A 17,938-nucleotide genomic window follows, 5' to 3' on the forward strand; every position below is an offset into this window, starting at 1 on the left:
CTCAACGCTGGACAGGTTTCATGTTCAGACGGGACTCTTCGACTGCTGCCTCGACAGCAGAGCAGAAACTCCGAACATCTCCGTGGGACATGTCTGCACGCATCATCACGCGCAGGCCGGACTTGTTCCTGGCCACGATGGGGAAGAATACTGCCGAGGTGTAATAGCCTCGTTTGAAGACTCCCTCGGAAACGTCAATCGCCATATCCGGACTGTCCAATGGAATAACCCGAATCGGTAGACCCGATCCCGAGTATTCCGTCTCAATCAAGCTGTCGAACAAACGAATATTGGCATCGAGCTTCTGCTGCAAAACACCAAGTTCACTGGTCTGGTGAATATCCAGAGAAGCCATGGCCGCGCCTATAGCGGCGGGATTTATATATTGCGAATAGGACATAGGACCGCCAAAACGACGGAAAATACTTTGATAGTTGGCCTTCTCTGACATGAATATGCCGCCACCATTGGCGCCAAATGCCTTGGCCAATGAATAAACCAGCAGAGTCCGTGGATTGAGCTCAGGCATGAAAGTACGAACATAGCCCTCGCCCCGTTGGCCGTTGGCACTCAATGAGTGAGAGTCATCGAAGTAGAGAAACAACCCGTACTTGTCCTGCAAATCCATCAGCCGCTCAATGGGTGCACTTCCCCCCATGCTGTAAGCACCGTCGGCAATATAAGCGACCAAAGGATGACGCTTGCACATATCCTCAATGAAGTCGACGTCATTGTGATTGCAAGTGACAACCTGCGTTTCATTTCCACAGATGGCCTTGACCTGGTTCAATGCGAAATGGGCATGCTTATCAAAAACCATCACAGGGCGCTGGCCATCAGTAAACATACCGGCTGCCAGCAGGGGCAGAGACGCGACGATGCCCGCGCTGCAAGAAGTCGCTGTAAATGCTCGACAATTGAAATGCGCAGACAAGGCGTCTTCCAGCTCATCGAGTTCTTTCAATCTTATTCTGATACGCGAGGTGGGCAAATTCACGGTACCGCAGCTCAATACGTAGTCTGCGGCACGGCGCGCCAAACGCTCATCGACCTCAAGCCCCAAATATGAACAAGAGCACATATTCATGAACTCATGACCGCTCTGATCTTGCATGCGACCCTGCCGAGTATGCTCGACACTCAAATCGGTAAGCCCGGAATCTTGCGCAAGTGACCAGGATGGATTACCGATTTCGACGGCCTTAGCGGTATTTATATACTTGTTTTTTTGCTCTGGCATACACGACCTCTTTTTATAAGAGCCTATATAACAGGATCATCTGAACAAACAACCCTCAGCCAACATCCAATACGCCCCAACTATTTAGCGGTTGATCCTACCTAATAAAAACTCTCCATCAGCTTAAAAAAACCACCCATTACCAACACTCAAGAAAATCCCTTCACCAGAAAACGAATGATCCGTAGGAATTCTCTGAAAAATCATTACATATCCTGAAACTGTGATAATCAGCTTTACTAAATCCTCCCGCAAATCAGATAAAACCAACTCCTCCGCCCGCCGCACGCGCGCGGCCATCAGACGTGTCCTGCAGAGAATCACTTATGAATGAAAGACTAAGAGGCAAACGAGCACTTATAACTGGCGCATCGGCCGGTATTGGAAGAGCTATCGCAGAAACTTTCATTGCGGAGGGCGCCGATGTTTTCATTACCGCCCGTACCGATGAAACCGGGGCTCATGCAGTCATTGCATTAGCTAAGCACCCTGGCCAGCGGGCCGCTTTCACCCTCATGGACGCTGCGAGTACTAGTGCTGATGCACTTCTTGAGAAAGCGCATGCTGCCATCGGCCCATTAGACATACTCGTCAATAATCCAGCCTATATAACCCGCACTCCATTTCTGGAATTGAGCGAAGACGAATATGAACAGACCCTTGAAGTCAATCTCCGCTTTCCCTTCTTTATGACTCAATGCTTTGCAAAAGCCTGCATTGCTCGTAAACAAGGCGGCAGCATCATTAATATTTCATCGGTCAGCGCCTTCAGGGCGGTCAGCCGAATGTCAGCTTATCAGGCGAGCAAAGCCGCGCTGTCGATGCTCTCACGAAGCTGCGCGCTGGAACTGGCTCCCTATGGCATCAGAGTCAACACTATTTCACCCGGACTGACTGCGACCAGTGGTAACGCCAACCAGTGGCGGGACGCTCCGGAGATTTGGCAAAACAGAAAAAAGGACATTCCCATGCAGCGCGCCGGAATGCCTTCAGATATGGCCGGCGCTGCCATCCTTCTGGCATCTGATGAATCTGCATGGATGACCGGTGCCGACCTGGTTATCGACGGAGGTCACAGCTGCATATAGAGATGCCGGAACGATCGGCCGTTGCGGACCGAATAAAAAGGCGACCGCAACGCCGCACATATGACGCCCCGACCGGTTCGGGGTGTTTTTTTGCCCGGGATTTCATAAACACCGCGAACCCTGTGGGAGCCGGGCTTGCCCGCGATGGCATTGTGTCAGACACCGAGGATGCCGACTGATAAGCCGCCATCGCGGGCAAGCCCGGCTCCCACAAGGACTGTGTCAAGCCGAAAAACCGTGCTCAAAAACCTTGATCCAGAGCAGTCTCACGACCCGGAAAACAGGGTAAAACGACCCCGCCCGCTACTTGCAGTAACGCGCATATAAGACAACTTCCCAACCACCCACCCGTTAAACACTTTAAAAACCAAGCCAAACACTATTGATTATCATTTAGCTGCAGCTATGTTCGTTACATTCCTTACAAAACAATATTGATGAAAAGCCGGCTAATGCCCGCAACGCATGGGCTGCGTGGGTTTGGAGGCTCGCTATGTCCTTATTCCGCTAAATAATTTCGCTATCTGAATTTTACTTGCACGGTGTTGTGCCATAAAATCAGCGGGATTGATTGCTGCGACATATCGTCACTGCTTTGTTTCTTTTCAAGCTCAGAGACCTTTGCTCTCTGTTAAGGATTACCAGCATGCCCGAAGCGACAGGACTCATGGCCCACAACTGGGGCTTTGCCATTTTCCTTCTGGGCGTTGTCGGCCTTTGCGCCTTCATGCTCGGTGTCTCCAGCCTCCTCGGGTCAAAAGCCTGGGGCCGCAGCAAAAACGAACCGTTCGAGTCCGGCATGCTACCTACAGGTGGCGCCCGCTTGCGGCTCTCAGCCAAATTCTATCTGGTCGCGATGCTCTTCGTGATCTTCGATATCGAAGCCCTCTTTCTCTTTGCATGGTCTGTGTCCGTCCGCGAAAGCGGCTGGACCGGATTCGTCGAAGCTCTCGTTTTCATAGCAATTCTGTTGGCAGGTCTTGTCTACCTGTTCCGAGTGGGCGCCCTTGACTGGGCTCCGGAAGCTCGTCGCAAGCGGCAGGCGAAGCTGAAACAATGAGGCTTTGGCAATGCAATACAATCTCACCAGGATCGACCCCGATGCTCCTAACGAGCAGTATCCGATTGGCGAACGGGAAACCGTTTCCGATCCGTTAGAAGATCAAGTCCACAAAAACATCTTCATGGGCAAGCTCGAAGACGTGCTTAACGGCACGATCAACTGGGGGCGCAAGAACTCCCTGTGGCCGTATAACTTCGGTCTTTCGTGCTGCTACGTGGAAATGACCACCGCCTTCACGGCGCCCCACGACATCGCGCGCTTTGGCGCCGAGGTTATCCGGGCATCGCCGCGCCAGGCGGATTTCATGGTTATCGCCGGTACCTGCTTCATCAAGATGGCGCCGATCATTCAGCGTCTCTACGAGCAAATGCTCGAACCTAAATGGGTTATCTCCATGGGTTCGTGCGCCAACTCCGGTGGCATGTACGACATCTACTCTGTCGTTCAAGGGGTGGACAAGTTCCTGCCCGTGGACGTCTACGTGCCTGGCTGCCCGCCCCGTCCTGAAGCTTTTCTGCAAGGCTTGATGCTCTTGCAGGAGTCGATTGGACAGGAGCGTCGTCCGCTTTCCTGGGTCGTTGGTGATCAAGGCGTATACCGCGCCGAGATGCCTTCGGAGAAGGAAAAGCGCCGCGAACAGCGAATCGCAGTCACCAACCTGCGCAGCCCCGACGAAGTCTGATCCAGATCTGCTTCTTTAATAGAACGTGACACTGGCTTCATTCTTTACGTTGACCGAAAGCGATAAATAACCATGACTACAGGCAGTGCTCTGTACATCCCGCCTTATAAGGCAGACGACCAGGATGTGGTCGTCGAACTGAACAACCGTTTTGGCCCCGAGGCGTTCACCGCCCAGCCTACCCGCACCGGCATGCCGGTACTTTGGGTTGCCCGCGCCAGACTCGTCGAAGTCCTGACCTTCCTGCGCAATCTGCCCAAGCCGTACGTCATGCTCTATGACCTGCACGGCGTGGACGAGCGTCTGCGCACCAAGCGTCAAGGGCTGCCAAGCGGCGCCGACTTCACTGTGTTCTATCACCTGATGTCGATCGAACGTAACAGTGACGTGATGATCAAGGTCGCCTTGTCCGAGGGCGACCTCAGCGTTCCGACCGTCACCGGTATCTGGCCGAACGCCAACTGGTACGAGCGTGAAGTGTGGGACATGTACGGCATCGACTTTGCCGGCCACCCGCACCTGACCCGCATCATGATGCCGCCGACCTGGGAAGGTCACCCGCTGCGCAAGGACTTCCCGGCCCGTGCCACCGAGTTCGACCCGTTCACCCTGAACCTGGCCAAGCAACAGCTTGAGGAAGAAGCCGCGCGCTTCAAGCCTGAAGACTGGGGCATGAAGCGTTCCGGTGCGAACGAGGACTACATGTTCCTCAACCTCGGTCCCAACCACCCTTCCGCGCACGGTGCGTTCCGCATCATTCTGCAGCTGGACGGTGAAGAGATCGTCGACTGTGTGCCGGACGTCGGTTACCACCACCGTGGTGCCGAGAAGATGGCCGAGCGTCAGTCCTGGCACAGCTTCATCCCGTACACCGACCGTATCGACTACCTCGGCGGTGTGATGAACAACCTGCCGTACGTGCTCTCGGTCGAGAAGCTGGCCGGCATCAAGGTGCCCGAGAAGGTCGACGTCATCCGCATCATGATGGCCGAGTTCTTCCGGATCACCAGCCACCTGCTGTTCCTGGGTACCTACATCCAGGACGTCGGCGCCATGACCCCGGTGTTCTTCACGTTCACCGACCGTCAGAAGGCGTACACGGTGATCGAAGCCATTACCGGTTTCCGTCTGCACCCGGCCTGGTACCGCATCGGTGGCGTCGCCCACGACCTGCCGCGCGGCTGGGAAAAACTGGTGAAAGACTTCGTCGAGTGGATGCCAAAGCGTCTGGACGAATACCAGAAAGCCGCACTGGACAACAGCATCCTCAAAGGCCGGACCATCGGCGTTGCAGCCTACAACACCAAAGAGGCCTTCGAATGGGGCGTCACCGGTGCCGGCCTGCGTTCGACCGGTTGCGACTTCGACTTGCGCAAAGCGCGTCCGTACTCCGGTTATGAGAACTTCGAATTCGAAGTGCCGCTGGCCGCCAATGGCGATGCCTACGATCGTTGCATCGTGCGCGTCGAAGAAATGCGCCAGAGCATCAAGATCATCGAGCAGTGCATGCGCAACATGCCGGAAGGCCCGTACAAGGCGGATCACCCGCTGACTACGCCGCCGCCGAAAGAGCGCACGCTGCAGCACATCGAGACCCTGATCACGCACTTCCTGCAAGTTTCGTGGGGCCCGGTCATGCCGGCCAACGAATCCTTCCAGATGATCGAAGCGACCAAGGGCATCAACAGTTATTACCTGACGAGCGATGGCGGCACCATGAGCTACCGCACCCGGATTCGCACCCCAAGCTTCCCGCACCTGCAGCAGATCCCTTCGGTGATCAAAGGCAGCATGGTCGCGGACTTGATCGCGTACCTGGGTAGTATCGATTTCGTTATGGCCGACGTGGACCGCTAAGCATGAACAGCACGCTTATCCAGACAGACCGTTTCACCTTGAGTGAAACCGAGCGCTCGGCCATCGAGCACGAGCTGCATCACTACGAAGACCCGCGCGCGGCGTCGATCGAAGCCCTGAAGATCGTCCAGAAGGAACGTGGCTGGGTCCCTGACGGCGCGCTCTACGCCATCGGCGAAATCCTCGGCATCCCGGCGAGCGACGTTGAAGGCGTGGCCACTTTCTATAGCCAGATCTTCCGTCAGCCCGTCGGCCGTCACATCATTCGCGTCTGCGACAGCATGGTCTGCTACATCGGCGGCCACGAGTCCGTGGTCAGCGAAATCCAGGGCAAGCTGGGCATCGGCCTCGGTCAGACCACCGCCGACGGTCGTTTCACCCTGCTGCCGGTCTGCTGCCTCGGCAACTGTGACAAGGCGCCGGCGTTGATGATCGACGACGACACTTTCGGTGATGTGCAGCCTGCCGGCGTTGCCAAATTGCTCGAGGGCTACGTATGACCCTGACTTCCTTCGGTCCAGCCAACCGCATCAAGCGTTCGGCCGAGACTCACCCGTTGACCTGGCGTCTGCGTGACGACGGCGAAGCCGTATGGCTCGACGAGTACCAGGCCAAGAACGGTTACGCCGCTGCGCGCAAGGCCTTTGCCGACATGGCTCAGGACGACATCGTCCAGACCGTGAAAGACGCCGGCCTCAAAGGTCGCGGCGGTGCAGGCTTCCCCACGGGCGTGAAGTGGGGCCTGATGCCCAAGGACGAATCCATCAACATCCGCTACCTGCTGTGCAACGCGGATGAAATGGAGCCGAACACCTGGAAAGACCGCATGCTGATGGAGCAACTGCCCCATCTGCTGATCGAAGGCATGCTGATCAGTGCCCGCGCACTGAAAACCTACCGTGGCTACATCTTCCTGCGTGGCGAATACACCACCGCCGCCAAGCACCTCAACCGTGCCGTGGAAGAAGCCAAGGCAGCCGGCCTGCTGGGCAAGAACATCCTGGGTAGCGGCTTCGATTTCGAGCTGTTCGTCCACACCGGCGCCGGGCGTTACATCTGCGGTGAAGAAACCGCACTGATCAACTCCCTCGAAGGTCGCCGCGCCAACCCGCGCTCCAAGCCGCCCTTCCCTGCCGCCGTTGGCGTGTGGGGCAAGCCGACTTGCGTGAACAACGTTGAAACCCTGTGCAACGTCCCGGCGATCATTGCCGACGGCGTGGACTGGTACAAATCGTTGGCCCGCGAAGGCAGTGAAGACATGGGCACCAAGCTCATGGGCTTCTCCGGCAAGGTCAAGAACCCTGGCCTGTGGGAACTGCCATTCGGCGTCACCGGTCGCGAGTTGTTCGAAGACTACGCCGGCGGCATGCGCGACGGTTACAAGCTCAAGTGCTGGCAGCCAGGCGGCGCCGGTACCGGTTTCCTGCTGCCGGAACACCTCGACGCACAAATGTACGCCGGCGGCATCGCCAAGGTTGGCACCCGCATGGGTACCGGCCTGGCCATGGCGGTGGACGACAGCGTCAACATGGTTTCCCTGCTGCGCAACATGGAAGAGTTCTTCTCCCGTGAGTCGTGCGGTTTCTGCACCCCGTGCCGTGATGGTCTGCCGTGGAGCGTCAAGCTGCTGCGCGCGATCGAGAACGGTGAAGGGCAAGCCGGCGACATCGAGACCCTGCTGGGTCTGGTCGGCTTCCTCGGCCCGGGCAAGACCTTCTGTGCTCACGCACCGGGCGCCGTGGAGCCGTTGGGCAGCGCAATCAAATACTTCCGCCATGAGTTCGAAGCCGGCATCGCGCCTACCAGCGCCGTCGTCCCGCCTCTGGCAAGGCCGATCGTAGTCGGCGCTTAACGCTTTAAAAGGCGAAGGGTCCGTGCCCTTCGCCTTTCGTTCGATGACGCCTTTCATGGGCTGTTTGGATTCGGACGAACAACAAGATTCCATTAGCCACGCCCGCTGATACCGGGCCAACGAAGAACTTTGAACCATGGCCACTATCCACGTAGACGGCAAAGAGCTCGAAGTCGATGGGGCAGACAACCTGTTACAGGCATGTCTGTCGCTAGGCCTCGATATCCCTTATTTCTGCTGGCACCCAGCCCTTGGCAGCGTTGGCGCTTGCCGCCAGTGCGCGGTCAAGCAGTACACCGACGAAAACGACAAGCGTGGTCGGATCGTCATGTCCTGCATGACCCCCGCCACCGACGGCAGCTGGATCTCCATCGACGACGAAGAAGCGAAAGTATTCCGCGCCAGCGTCGTTGAATGGCTGATGACCAACCACCCTCACGACTGCCCGGTCTGTGAGGAAGGCGGTCACTGCCACCTGCAAGACATGACGGTGATGACCGGCCACAACGAGCGCCGTTATCGCTTCACCAAGCGTACCCACCAGAACCAGCAACTGGGCCCGTTCATTTCCCACGAGATGAACCGCTGCATCGCCTGCTACCGCTGCGTGCGCTTCTATAAGGACTACGCCGGCGGCACCGACCTCGGTGTGTTCGGCGCCCACGACAACGTGTACTTCGGTCGCGTTGAAGACGGCACCCTGGAAAGCGAGTTCTCCGGCAACCTCACCGAGGTCTGCCCGACCGGTGTGTTCACCGACAAGACTCACTCCGAGCGCTACAACCGCAAGTGGGACATGCAGTTCTCGCCGAGCATCTGCCATGGCTGCTCCAGCGGTTGCAACATTTCCCCGGGCGAACGCTACGGTGAACTGCGTCGGATCGAAAACCGTTTCAACGGTTCGGTCAACCAGTACTTCCTGTGCGACCGTGGCCGTTTCGGCTATGGCTACGTCAACCGCGAAGACCGCCCGCGTCAGCCATTGCTGGCCAATGGCGCCAAGCTAAGCCTCGACGAAGCGCTGGATAAAGCCGCCGACCTGCTGCGCGGTCGCAACATCGTTGGTATCGGTTCGCCGCGTGCCAGCCTGGAAAGCAACTACGCGTTGCGCGAACTGGTCGGTGCCGAGCACTTCTACTCCGGTATCGAAGCCTCCGAGCTGGAACGCATTCGTCTGGTCATGCAGGTGTTGAAAGACAGCCCGCTGCCGATCCCGAACATGCGCGACATCGAAGACCACGACGCGATCTTCGTCCTCGGTGAAGACCTGACCCAGACCGCTGCTCGCATGGCCCTGTCCCTGCGTCAATCGGTCAAGGGCAAGGCCGAAGACATGGCCGACGCCATGCGCGTTCAGCCTTGGCTCGACGCTGCGGTGAAGAACATCGGTCAGCACGAACTGAACCCGCTGTTCATCGCCAGCCTGGCAGAAACCAAGCTCGACGACATCGCCGAAGAGTGCGTTCACGCAGCGCCCGACGACCTGGCCCGCATCGGTTTCGCCGTGGCGCACGCCCTCGACGCCAGCGCTCCAGCGGTTGAAGGCCTCGACGCCGAAGCCGTTGAACTGGCTCAGCGCATCGCCAATGCCCTGCTCGCCGCCAAGCGCCCTCTGATCATTGCCGGTACCTCGTTGGGTTCCAAGGCGCTGATCGAAGCCGCCGCCAACATCGCCAAAGCCCTGAAGCTGCGCGAGAAGAACGGTTCCATCAGCCTGATCGTGCCAGAAGCCAACAGCCTCGGCCTGGCCATGCTTGGTGGCAACTCGGTCGACGAAGCGCTGCAAGCAGTGATCGACGGCAAGGCCGACGCCATCGTCGTGCTGGAAAACGATCTGTACACCCGCACCGACAAAGCCAAGGTCGATGCTGCGCTGACCGCCGCTAAAGTGGTGATCGTTGCAGACCATCAGAAGACCGCCACCAGCGATCGCGCGCACCTGGTTCTGCCAGCCGCCAGCTTCGCCGAAGGCGACGGTACGCTGGTCAGCCAGGAAGGTCGTGCCCAGCGCTTCTTCCAGGTCTTCGACCCGAAATACATGGACGCGAGCATCCTGGTCCACGAAGGCTGGCGTTGGCTGCATGCCCTGCGCGCCACCCTGCTGAACCAGCCGATCGACTGGACCCAACTGGACCACGTCACCGCTGCCGTCGCTTCGAGTACACCGCAACTGGCGCGTATCGTCGATGCCGCTCCGTCCGCCGCGTTCCGCATCAAGGGCATGAAACTGGCCCGCGAACCGCTGCGTTATTCCGGTCGTACCGCCATGCGCGCCGATATCAGCGTGCACGAACCGCGTACCCCGCAAGACAATGACACCGCGTTCAACTTCTCGATGGAAGGTTACTCGGGCTCGGTCGAACCGCGTCAGCAAGTGCCATTCGCCTGGTCTCCGGGCTGGAACTCGCCGCAAGCCTGGAACAAGTTCCAGGACGAAGTCGGTGGTCACATCCGCGCTGGCGACCCGGGCACCCGCCTGATCGAAAGCAGCGGTGACTCGCTGAACTGGTTCGCTGCTGTACCGCGTGCATTCAACCCGGCACCGGGCACCTGGCAGGTTGTGCCGTTCTTCCACCTGCTCGGCAGCGAAGAGAACTCTTCGAAAGCCGCACCGGTCCAGGAACGCATCCCGGCCGCTTACGTGGCATTGGCCAAGTCCGAAGCCGATCGCCTGGGTGTCAATGACGGCGCCATGCTCAGCTTGAACGTTGCTGGCCAGACCTTGCGTCTGCCGCTGCGCATCAACGAAGAACTGGGTGCCGGTCTGGTTGCATTGCCTGCGGGCATCGCCGGCATTCCACCGGCGATCTTTGGCAAATCCGTTGACGGTCTGCAGGAGGCAGCGCTATGACTTGGTTCACTCCTGAAGTGATCGATGTGATCATCTCGGTCATCCAGGCCATCGTGATCCTGCTCGCCGTTGTGGTCTGCGGCGCGCTGCTGAGCTGGGTCGAGCGTCGTTTGCTCGCCCTCTGGCAGGACCGTTACGGTCCGAACCGCGTCGGCCCGTTCGGCGCGTTCCAGATCGCGGCCGACATGATCAAGATGTTCTTCAAGGAAGACTGGACGCCACCGTTCGCCGACAAGATGATCTTCACGTTGGCACCGGTCGTGGCCATGAGCGCCCTGCTGATTGCCTTCGCGATCATCCCGATCACCCCGACCTGGGGCGTGGCGGACCTGAACATCGGCATCCTGTTCTTCTTCGCCATGGCCGGTCTGTCGGTCTACGCGGTGCTGTTCGCCGGCTGGTCGAGCAACAACAAGTTCGCCCTGCTGGGCAGCTTGCGGGCCTCGGCACAAACCGTGTCGTACGAAGTGTTCATGGGCCTGTCGCTGATGGGCATCGTGATCCAGGTCGGCTCGTTCAACATGCGCGACATCGTTGATTATCAAGCGCAGAACCTGTGGTTCATCATTCCGCAGATCTTCGGTTTCCTGACCTTCTTCATCGCTGGCGTGGCCGTGACTCACCGTCACCCGTTCGACCAGCCGGAAGCGGAGCAGGAACTGGCCGACGGTTACCACATTGAATACGCCGGCATGAAATGGGGCATGTTCTTCGTCGGCGAGTACATCGGCATCGTGCTGATTTCGGCGCTGCTGGTGACCTTGTTCTTCGGTGGCTGGCACGGTCCGTTCGGCATTCTGCCGCAGATCCCGTTCATCTGGTTCGCGCTGAAAACCGCGTTCTTCATCATGATCTTCATCCTGCTGCGCGCCTCGATTCCGCGCCCACGGTATGACCAAGTGATGGATTTCAGCTGGAAGTTCTGCCTGCCGCTGACCCTCGTCAACATGCTGGTGACCGCTGCGATCGTGTTGCTCAACACGCCCGCCGTCGCGGCTCAGTGAGGATAGAGAATCATGAAGTACATATTTGACATCGTGCATGGCTTCTTCACCCAGCTTCGCAGCCTGGTGATGATTTTCGGCCACGCCTTCCGCAAGCGCGACACGCTGCAGTACCCGGAAGAAGCCGTGTACCTGCCGCCGCGCTACCGTGGCCGTATCGTCCTGACCCGCGACCCTGATGGCGAAGAGCGCTGTGTAGCCTGCAACCTGTGCGCCGTGGCGTGCCCGGTCGGCTGCATCTCGCTGCAGAAAGCTGAAACCGAAGACGGTCGCTGGTACCCGGACTTCTTCCGCATCAACTTCTCGCGCTGCATTTTCTGCGGCCTCTGCGAGGAAGCCTGCCCGACCACCGCGATCCAGCTGACACCGGATTTCGAGATGGCCGAGTTCAAACGTCAGGACCTGGTTTACGAGAAAGAAGATCTGCTGATCTCCGGCCCCGGCAAAAACCCTGATTACAACTTCTATCGTGTTGCAGGTATGGCGATTGCCGGGAAGCCGAAAGGCTCCGCGCAGAATGAAGCCCAGCCGATCAACGTGAAGAGCTTGCTGCCTTAAGGAAGAAAGATGGAATTCGCTTTCTATTTCGCATCGGGTATCGCTGTGGTGTCCACGCTTCGCGTGATCACCCACACCAACCCTGTGCACGCCCTGCTCTACCTGATCATTTCGCTGATCGCCGTGGCCATGACGTTCTTCGCCCTCGGCGCACCGTTTGCCGGTGTTCTGGAAGTGATCGCCTACGCTGGCGCCATCATGGTGCTGTTCGTGTTCGTGGTGATGATGCTGAACCTGGGCCCGGCCTCGGTTCAGCAAGAGCGCGTCTGGCTCAAGCCCGGCATCTGGCTCGGCCCGGTGATTCTCGGCAGCCTGCTGCTGGTTGAACTGCTGTACGTGCTGTTCGCCCATCAGAGCGGCCAGGCCATCGGTCACACCACCGTAGACGCCAAGGCCGTGGGCATCAGCCTGTTCGGCCCGTATCTGCTGGTGGTCGAACTCGCCTCGATGCTGCTGCTCGCCGCAGCCGTCACGGCGTTCCACTTGGGCCGCAACGAAGCCAAGGAGCAATGACGATGCCTGCTATCCCTTTGGAGCATGGTCTGGCGGTCGCCGGCATCCTGTTCTGCCTCGGTCTGGTCGGCCTGATGGTCCGCCGCAACATTCTCTTCGTGCTGATGAGCCTGGAGGTCATGATGAATGCCTCCGCACTGGCGTTCATCGTTGCCGGTAGCCGCTGGGCGCAGCCGGATGGACAGATCATGTTCATCCTGGTGATCAGCCTGGCAGCGGCCGAGGCCAGTATTGGCCTGGCGATTCTGTTGCAGCTGTATCGCCGCTTCCACACTCTCGATATCGACGCTGCCAGCGAGATGCGCGGATGAATCTTCTCTATCTGACTTTCGTATTCCCTCTCATAGGTTTTCTGCTGCTGTCGTTCTCCCGTGGACGCCTCTCGGAAAACCTGTCGGCGCTGATCGGCGTCGGTTCCATCGGCTTGTCCGCCATCGTCACGGCTTACGTGATCTGGCAATTCAACATCGCGCCACCTGAAGGCGGTCACTACACCCAGGTGTTGTGGCAGTGGATGGCGGTGGAAGGCTTCACGCCGAACTTCGCGCTGTACCTGGATGGTCTGTCCGTGACCATGCTCGGTGTGGTCGTCGGCGTCGGCTTCCTGATCCACCTGTTCGCGTCCTGGTACATGCGCGGTGAAGCCGGTTACTCGCGCTTCTTCGCCTACACCAACCTGTTTATCGCCAGCATGCTGTTCCTGGTCCTCGGCGATAACCTGTTGTTCCTGTACTTCGGCTGGGAAGGCGTGGGCCTGTGCTCGTACCTGTTGATCGGTTTCTACTACAGCAACCGCAACAACGGTAACGCGGCACTGAAAGCCTTTATCGTCACCCGTATCGGCGACGTGTTCATGGCCATCGGCCTGTTCATCCTGTTCGCCCAACTGGGCACGCTGAACGTTCAGGAACTGCTGGTGCTGGCACCGCAGAAATTCCAGGCCGGCGACTTCTGGATGGTCATGGCCACCCTGATGCTGCTGGGCGGCGCTGTCGGTAAATCCGCGCAACTGCCGCTGCAAACCTGGCTGGCGGATGCGATGGCGGGTCCTACCCCGGTTTCGGCACTGATCCACGCCGCGACCATGGTGACCGCCGGTGTCTACCTGATCGCCCGTACCCACGGTCTGTTCACCCTGGCGCCGGAGATCCTGCATCTAGTAGGAATCGTCGGTGGCGTGACCCTGGTGTTGGCTGGCTTCGCGGCTCTGGTTCAGACCGACATCAAACGTATCCTCGCCTACTCGACCATGAGCCAGATCGGCTACATGTTCCTGGCTTTGGGCGTCGGTGCCTGGGATGGCGCGATCTTCCACCTGATGACCCACGCCTTCTTCAAGGCCCTGCTGTTCCTTGCTTCCGGTGCGGTGATCGTTGCCTGCCACCACGAGCAGAACATCTTCAAGATGGGCGGCCTGTGGAAGAAACTGCCACTGGCCTACGCCAGCTTCATCGTCGGCGGCGCGGCCCTGGCGGCCCTGCCACTGGTGACCGCAGGCTTCTACTCCAAGGACGAAATCCTCTGGGAAGCGTTCGCCAGCGGCAACAACGGTCTGCTGTACGCCGGTCTGGTCGGTGCGTTCATGACCTCGCTGTACACCTTCCGCCTGATCTTCATCGCGTTCCACGGTGAAGCGAAGACTGAAGCGCACGCCGGTCATGGCATTGCTCACTGGCTGCCGCTGTCGGTGCTGATCGTATTGTCCACCGCCATTGGCGCGATGATCGTTCCGCCGCTGCACGGTGTGCTGCCGCAGAGCGTCGGCCACGCCGGCGGCGAAGCCAAGCACAGTCTGGAAATCGCTTCGGGCGCCATCGCCCTGGCCGGTATCCTGCTGGCCGCGCTGCTGTTCCTTGGCAAGCGTCGTTTCGTCACTGCAATCGCCAACAGCGGCATCGGCCGCTTCCTTTCGGCCTGGTGGTTCGCTGCCTGGGGCTTCGACTGGATCTACGACAAACTGTTCGTCAAGCCATACCTGGCGATCAGCCACGTACTGCGCAAAGACCCGCTCGACCAGACCATCGGTCTGATCCCGCGTATGGCCAAAGGCGGTCACACCGCCCTGAGTCGTACCGAAACCGGTCAACTGCGTTGGTACGCGGCATCGATGGCAGCCGGCTCCGTGCTGGTCATCGGCGCCATCGTGCTGGTAGCGGTCTGAATATGAACCTTGCGAACTTGCGAAAGGAATTGAGCCCGTCATGATTCTGCCTTGGCTAATCCTGATCCCCTTCATCGGCGGCCTGCTGTGCTGGATGGGTGAGCGCTTCGGCGCCACCCTCCCCCGCTGGATTGCGCTGATCACCATGTCCCTGTTGCTCTCCCTCGGCCTCTGGCTGTGGGCAACCGGTGACTATTCATTTGCACCAAAGCCTGGCGCCGACCCGACCTGGGCGCTTGAGTTCAAGCACATCTGGATCGAGCGCTTCGGCATCAGCGTGCACCTGGCCCTCGACGGCCTGTCGCTGCTGATGATCATGCTCACCGGTCTGCTGGGCGTGCTCTCGGTTCTCTGCTCGTGGAAAGAAATTCAACGTCACGTTGGCTTCTTCCACCTGAACCTGATGTGGATCCTGGGCGGTGTCGTCGGCGTGTTCCTCGCTCTCGACCTGTTCATGTTCTTCTTCTTCTGGGAAATGATGCTGGTGCCGATGTACTTCCTCATCGCGCTCTGGGGTCACAGTTCTTCGGACGGCAAGAAAACCCGGATCTACGCGGCGACCAAGTTCTTCATCTTCACTCAGGCTTCCGGCCTGATCATGCTGGTGGCGATCCTCGGTCTGGTTCTGGTCAACTTCAACGACACCGGCGTGATTACCTTCAACTACGCCGACCTGTTGAAAACCAAGATGTCGCTGACCACCGAGTACATCCTGATGCTCGGTTTCTTCATCGCCTTCGCGGTGAAGCTGCCGGTCGTGCCGTTCCACTCCTGGTTGCCTGACGCTCACGCCCAGGCACCGACAGCGGGTTCGGTCGACCTGGCCGGTATCTTGCTGAAAACCGCTGCCTACGGTCTGCTGCGTTTCGCCCTGCCGCTGTTCCCGAATGCCTCGGCCGAGTTCGCGCCGATCGCCATGACCCTCGGTCTGATCGGGATTTTCTACGGCGCGTTCCTGGCCTTCGCACAAACCGACATCAAGCGTCTGATCGCCTTCTCGTCCGTTTCCCACATGGGCTTCGTACTGATCGGCATCTACTCGGGCAGCCAACTGGCGCTGCAGGGCGCGGTGATGCAGATGCTGGCGCACGGTCTGTCGGCCGCGGCACTCTTTATCCTGAGTGGCCAGCTGTACGAACGCACCCACACCCGTGACATGCGTGAAATGGGCGGCCTGTGGTCGAAGATCGCTTACCTGCCGGCCCTCAGCCTGTTCTTTGCAGCGGCGTCCCTGGGCTTGCCGGGTACCGGCAACTTCGTCGGTGAGTTCCTGATCCTGATCGGCACCTTCCCGGCGGCGCCTGTGGTCACCATCATCGCGACGTCGGGCCTGGTGTTCGGTTCGGTCTACTCGCTGATCATGATCCACCGCGCGTACTTCGGTCCGGCCAAATCGGACGCGGTACTGCACGGCATGGACGGTCGCGAACTGATCATGGTCGTCGGGCTTGCGGCGCTGCTGATCTACATCGGCGTGTACCCGCAACCGTTCCTCGATACCTCTGCCGCGACGATGCATGGCGTGCAGCAATGGCTCGGCACCGCCTTCACTCAACTCGCTTCGGCCCGGTAAGAGCGCTATGGAATTCACGACTCAACACTTTATCGCGCTAGCGCCGTTGTTGATCACCAGCGCCACGATCATCGTGGTGATGCTGGCGATCGCCTGGCGCCGCAACCACTCGCAGACCTTCCTGATTTCCGTGGCGGGTCTGAACCTGGCGCTGCTGTCGATCCTGCCAGCCCTGAAAGTCGCACCACTGGCTGTGACTCCACTGCTGCAGATCGATAACTTCGCCTGCTTGTACATGGCGCTGATCCTGGTCGCCACCCTCGCCTGTGTGACCCTCGCCCACGCCTACCTCGGCGATGGCGGTTCGGGTTACCCGGGCAACCGCGAAGAACTGTACCTGCTGATCCTGATGGCCGCCGCCGGTGGCCTGGTTCTGGTCAGCGCGCAGCACCTGGCCGGGTTGTTCATCGGTCTGGAACTGTTGTCGGTGCCGGTCTACGGTCTGGTGGCTTACGCCTTCTTCAACAAGCGTTCGCTGGAAGCCGGTATCAAGTACATGGTGCTGTCGGCCGCCGGTTCCGCGTTCCTGTTGTTCGGTATGGCGCTGCTCTACGCAGACTCGGGTTCCCTGAGCTTCGTCGGTATCGGTCAGGCGCTTGCGGCTACTGGCCTGCCAAGCTCGTTGGCACAACTGGGCCTGGGCATGATGCTGATCGGCCTGGCGTTCAAGCTGTCGCTGGTGCCGTTCCACCTCTGGACCCCGGACGTTTACGAAGGTGCTCCGGCACCGGTGGCCGCGTTCCTGGCGACGGCTTCCAAAGTCGCGGTGTTCGCGGTAATGGTGCGTCTGTTCCAGATCTCGCCAGCGGCGAGCAGCGGTGTACTCAGCGACGTGCTGACCATCATCGCCATCGCCTCGATCCTGTTCGGTAACCTGCTGGCACTGACCCAGAGCAACCTCAAGCGTCTGCTGGGTTACTCGTCCATCGCTCACTTCGGTTACCTGCTGATCGCTCTGGTAGCAAGCAAGGGTCTGGCCGTGGAAGCCATCGGCGTGTACCTGGTCACCTACGTCATCACCAGCCTCGGCGCGTTCGGCGTGATCACCCTGATGTCCTCGCCGTACAACGGCCGTGACGCCGATGCCCTGTACGAATACCGTGGCCTGTTCTGGCGCCGTCCGTACCTGACCGCCGTCCTGACCGTGATGATGCTGTCCCTGGCCGGTATCCCGCTGACCGCGGGCTTCATCGGCAAGTTCTACATCATCGCCACCGGTGTCGAGTCGCACCAATGGTGGCTGGTCGGTTCCCTGGTACTGGGCAGCGCCATCGGCGTCTTCTACTACCTGCGCGTCATGGTCACCCTGTACCTGATGGAACCCAACCTGCGTCGCCACGATGCGCAACTGCACTGGGAACAGAAAGCAGGCGGTGTGATGTTGCTGGCCATCGCCGTACTGGCGTTCTTCCTCGGGCTGTATCCTCAGCCGTTGCTGGTCCTGGTGCAACAATCAGGGTTGGCGGGTTGATCGCTTAGCGATACCCGGTAGAAAA

The 17,938-nt window shown here is 59.2% G+C and carries 16 protein-coding genes; 14 read left to right on the forward strand and 2 right to left on the reverse strand.

Translation table 11 applies throughout. The features are described from left to right. Window position 1: 1 nt before the first annotated feature. Window positions 2–1,240: an aminotransferase class I/II-fold pyridoxal phosphate-dependent enzyme gene (locus J2Y86_RS07285; RefSeq protein ID WP_253429219.1), complete on the reverse strand. Its 1,239-nt coding sequence runs from the start codon at window positions 1,238–1,240 to the stop codon at window positions 2–4. Window positions 1,241–1,363: 123 nt separating this feature from the next. Continuing rightward, a complete protein-coding gene (locus J2Y86_RS07290; protein WP_253429221.1) occupies window positions 1,364–1,540 on the reverse strand; it encodes a hypothetical protein in 177 nt (58 codons plus the stop codon). A gap of 26 nt (window positions 1,541–1,566) precedes the next feature. On the opposite strand from J2Y86_RS07290, the gene J2Y86_RS07295 reads away from it, so the two are divergent. The 14 genes from J2Y86_RS07295 to nuoN all read left to right on the forward strand — a co-directional run bounded on the left by J2Y86_RS07295 (window position 1,567) and on the right by nuoN (window position 17,913). Then, window positions 1,567–2,328 carry an SDR family NAD(P)-dependent oxidoreductase gene (locus tag J2Y86_RS07295; RefSeq protein ID WP_253429223.1) on the forward strand — a complete coding sequence of 254 codons (762 nt, stop codon included), beginning with the start codon at window positions 1,567–1,569 and terminating at the stop codon, window positions 2,326–2,328. Window positions 2,329–2,974: 646 nt separating this feature from the next. Continuing rightward, a complete protein-coding gene (locus J2Y86_RS07300; protein ID WP_003223812.1) occupies window positions 2,975–3,388 on the forward strand; it encodes an NADH-quinone oxidoreductase subunit A in 414 nt (137 codons plus the stop codon). 10 nt (window positions 3,389–3,398) lie between these two features. Next, window positions 3,399–4,073 carry a NuoB/complex I 20 kDa subunit family protein gene (locus J2Y86_RS07305; protein ID WP_007946424.1) on the forward strand — a complete coding sequence of 225 codons (675 nt, stop codon included), beginning with the start codon at window positions 3,399–3,401 and terminating at the stop codon, window positions 4,071–4,073. A 72-nt stretch (window positions 4,074–4,145) separates the two neighbouring features. After that, window positions 4,146–5,930, forward strand: a complete 1,785-nt coding sequence (nuoC, locus tag J2Y86_RS07310; protein WP_253429225.1) for an NADH-quinone oxidoreductase subunit C/D — start codon at window positions 4,146–4,148, stop codon at window positions 5,928–5,930. A 2-nt stretch (window positions 5,931–5,932) separates the two neighbouring features. After that, window positions 5,933–6,430 carry an NADH-quinone oxidoreductase subunit NuoE gene (nuoE, locus tag J2Y86_RS07315; RefSeq protein WP_253429228.1) on the forward strand — a complete coding sequence of 166 codons (498 nt, stop codon included), beginning with the start codon at window positions 5,933–5,935 and terminating at the stop codon, window positions 6,428–6,430. Beyond that, window positions 6,427–7,782: an NADH-quinone oxidoreductase subunit NuoF gene (gene nuoF, locus J2Y86_RS07320; protein ID WP_017339604.1), complete on the forward strand. Its 1,356-nt coding sequence runs from the start codon at window positions 6,427–6,429 to the stop codon at window positions 7,780–7,782. Before nuoE ends, nuoF begins: the two co-directional genes overlap by 4 nt. 136 nt (window positions 7,783–7,918) lie before the next feature. Beyond that, the gene (gene nuoG / locus J2Y86_RS07325) at window positions 7,919–10,633 is read left to right on the forward strand and encodes an NADH-quinone oxidoreductase subunit NuoG (RefSeq protein ID WP_253429230.1); all 2,715 of its coding nucleotides are present in this window, start codon (window positions 7,919–7,921) and stop codon (window positions 10,631–10,633) included. Continuing rightward, the gene (nuoH, locus tag J2Y86_RS07330) at window positions 10,630–11,637 is read left to right on the forward strand and encodes an NADH-quinone oxidoreductase subunit NuoH (RefSeq protein ID WP_214377217.1); all 1,008 of its coding nucleotides are present in this window, start codon (window positions 10,630–10,632) and stop codon (window positions 11,635–11,637) included. The genes nuoG and nuoH overlap by 4 nt, the downstream gene beginning before the upstream one ends. A 12-nt stretch (window positions 11,638–11,649) precedes the next feature. After that, window positions 11,650–12,195, forward strand: coding sequence for an NADH-quinone oxidoreductase subunit NuoI (gene nuoI, locus J2Y86_RS07335; RefSeq protein WP_007946418.1), 546 nt, complete (start codon window positions 11,650–11,652; stop codon window positions 12,193–12,195). Between the two features lie 9 nt (window positions 12,196–12,204). Next, window positions 12,205–12,708: an NADH-quinone oxidoreductase subunit J gene (nuoJ, locus tag J2Y86_RS07340; RefSeq protein WP_253429232.1), complete on the forward strand. Its 504-nt coding sequence runs from the start codon at window positions 12,205–12,207 to the stop codon at window positions 12,706–12,708. 2 nt (window positions 12,709–12,710) lie between these two features. Further along, on the forward strand, window positions 12,711–13,019 hold the full coding sequence (gene nuoK, locus J2Y86_RS07345; RefSeq protein ID WP_007940879.1) for an NADH-quinone oxidoreductase subunit NuoK: 309 nt from the start codon (window positions 12,711–12,713) through the stop codon (window positions 13,017–13,019). Beyond that, window positions 13,016–14,869 (forward strand): NADH-quinone oxidoreductase subunit L, encoded by a 1,854-nt coding sequence (nuoL, locus tag J2Y86_RS07350; RefSeq protein ID WP_253429234.1) that lies wholly within the window; start codon window positions 13,016–13,018, stop codon window positions 14,867–14,869. The genes nuoK and nuoL overlap by 4 nt, the downstream gene beginning before the upstream one ends. A 40-nt stretch (window positions 14,870–14,909) precedes the next feature. Next, on the forward strand, window positions 14,910–16,442 hold the full coding sequence (gene nuoM / locus J2Y86_RS07355; protein ID WP_253429236.1) for an NADH-quinone oxidoreductase subunit M: 1,533 nt from the start codon (window positions 14,910–14,912) through the stop codon (window positions 16,440–16,442). A gap of 7 nt (window positions 16,443–16,449) precedes the next feature. Further along, window positions 16,450–17,913, forward strand: a complete 1,464-nt coding sequence (gene nuoN, locus J2Y86_RS07360; RefSeq protein WP_253429238.1) for an NADH-quinone oxidoreductase subunit NuoN — start codon at window positions 16,450–16,452, stop codon at window positions 17,911–17,913. Window positions 17,914–17,938: the final 25 nt, after the last annotated feature.

Origin of the sequence: Pseudomonas migulae (assembly GCF_024169315.1) — a bacterium.
GTDB classification, from domain to species: domain Bacteria; phylum Pseudomonadota; class Gammaproteobacteria; order Pseudomonadales; family Pseudomonadaceae; genus Aquipseudomonas; species Aquipseudomonas migulae_B.

Excerpts from the sequence above, each read along its gene's own strand:
- J2Y86_RS07285 (WP_253429219.1), bottom strand. The coding sequence starts at position 1,240 with ATGCCAGAGCAAAAAAACAAGTATATAAATACCGCTAAGGCCGTCGAA.
- J2Y86_RS07290 (WP_253429221.1), bottom strand. The coding sequence starts at position 1,540 with ATGGCCGCGCGCGTGCGGCGGGCGGAGGAGTTGGTTTTATCTGATTTG.
- J2Y86_RS07295 (WP_253429223.1), top strand. The coding sequence starts at position 1,567 with ATGAATGAAAGACTAAGAGGCAAACGAGCACTTATAACTGGCGCATCG.
- J2Y86_RS07300 (WP_003223812.1), top strand. The coding sequence starts at position 2,975 with ATGCCCGAAGCGACAGGACTCATGGCCCACAACTGGGGCTTTGCCATT.
- J2Y86_RS07305 (WP_007946424.1), top strand. The coding sequence starts at position 3,399 with ATGCAATACAATCTCACCAGGATCGACCCCGATGCTCCTAACGAGCAG.
- nuoC (WP_253429225.1), top strand. The coding sequence starts at position 4,146 with ATGACTACAGGCAGTGCTCTGTACATCCCGCCTTATAAGGCAGACGAC.
- nuoE (WP_253429228.1), top strand. The coding sequence starts at position 5,933 with ATGAACAGCACGCTTATCCAGACAGACCGTTTCACCTTGAGTGAAACC.
- nuoF (WP_017339604.1), top strand. The coding sequence starts at position 6,427 with ATGACCCTGACTTCCTTCGGTCCAGCCAACCGCATCAAGCGTTCGGCC.
- nuoG (WP_253429230.1), top strand. The coding sequence starts at position 7,919 with ATGGCCACTATCCACGTAGACGGCAAAGAGCTCGAAGTCGATGGGGCA.
- nuoH (WP_214377217.1), top strand. The coding sequence starts at position 10,630 with ATGACTTGGTTCACTCCTGAAGTGATCGATGTGATCATCTCGGTCATC.
- nuoI (WP_007946418.1), top strand. The coding sequence starts at position 11,650 with ATGAAGTACATATTTGACATCGTGCATGGCTTCTTCACCCAGCTTCGC.
- nuoJ (WP_253429232.1), top strand. The coding sequence starts at position 12,205 with ATGGAATTCGCTTTCTATTTCGCATCGGGTATCGCTGTGGTGTCCACG.
- nuoK (WP_007940879.1), top strand. The coding sequence starts at position 12,711 with ATGCCTGCTATCCCTTTGGAGCATGGTCTGGCGGTCGCCGGCATCCTG.
- nuoL (WP_253429234.1), top strand. The coding sequence starts at position 13,016 with ATGAATCTTCTCTATCTGACTTTCGTATTCCCTCTCATAGGTTTTCTG.
- nuoM (WP_253429236.1), top strand. The coding sequence starts at position 14,910 with ATGATTCTGCCTTGGCTAATCCTGATCCCCTTCATCGGCGGCCTGCTG.
- nuoN (WP_253429238.1), top strand. The coding sequence starts at position 16,450 with ATGGAATTCACGACTCAACACTTTATCGCGCTAGCGCCGTTGTTGATC.